Consider the following 586-nt stretch of genomic DNA (forward strand, 5'->3'; position numbering starts at 1 on the left):
CGACCCTCTCGACCAACCGGCGCCGCACCACGGCATCGATTAAAAAACCCATTCACAATGTCAAAGAAGCACGCTTGTGCGTGCCGTATCGCCGGACAAGTCCGGCAAACCGCTACTCTTCATCTCTGGAAAATATGCCAAGGGCTGGTGGAGCTTATCGGGATCGAACCGATGACCTGATGCTTGCAAAGCAACCGCTCTCCCAGCTGAGCTAAAGCCCCTCACCAGGCCCTTCGCTTGCGCTCGGGAGTTTTGCTAAGAAAATGTCCCCCGGACATTTTCTCTTTCCGCAAAACTGGTGGGCCGGGGAGGAGTTGAACCTCCGACCTCACGCTTATCAGGCGTGCGCTCTAACCACCTGAGCTACCGGCCCCATGCGCTGCCCGAACAGACCGAAATCGGCCGCGGGCGGCGTGAGCCTGCTCAGGCATACACCTTCTCCTTGAAGAAGGTATTTCCAGTGATGAAGGGACATGAGGACGGCGGCGATGTTCTTTGGAAATGACGAAGCTCTTCCAACGGCGCAAACATAAAGTCTGGCGTTGGCGCTTTCGTCACGATCCTTAGAAAGGAGGTGATCCAGCCG

The 586-nt window shown here is 56.5% G+C and carries 2 tRNA genes; both read right to left on the reverse strand.

From position 1 onward, the window contains the following. Positions 1-145: 145 nt before the first annotated feature. A tRNA-Ala gene (locus ACFQ24_RS03745) sits at positions 146-221 on the reverse strand. 75 nt (positions 222-296) lie between these two features. Continuing rightward, a tRNA-Ile gene (locus ACFQ24_RS03750) sits at positions 297-373 on the reverse strand. Between the last annotated feature and the right edge of the window lie 213 nt (positions 374-586).

The organism is Sphingobium olei, from assembly GCF_042678845.1.
Classification (GTDB): domain Bacteria; phylum Pseudomonadota; class Alphaproteobacteria; order Sphingomonadales; family Sphingomonadaceae; genus Sphingobium; species Sphingobium olei.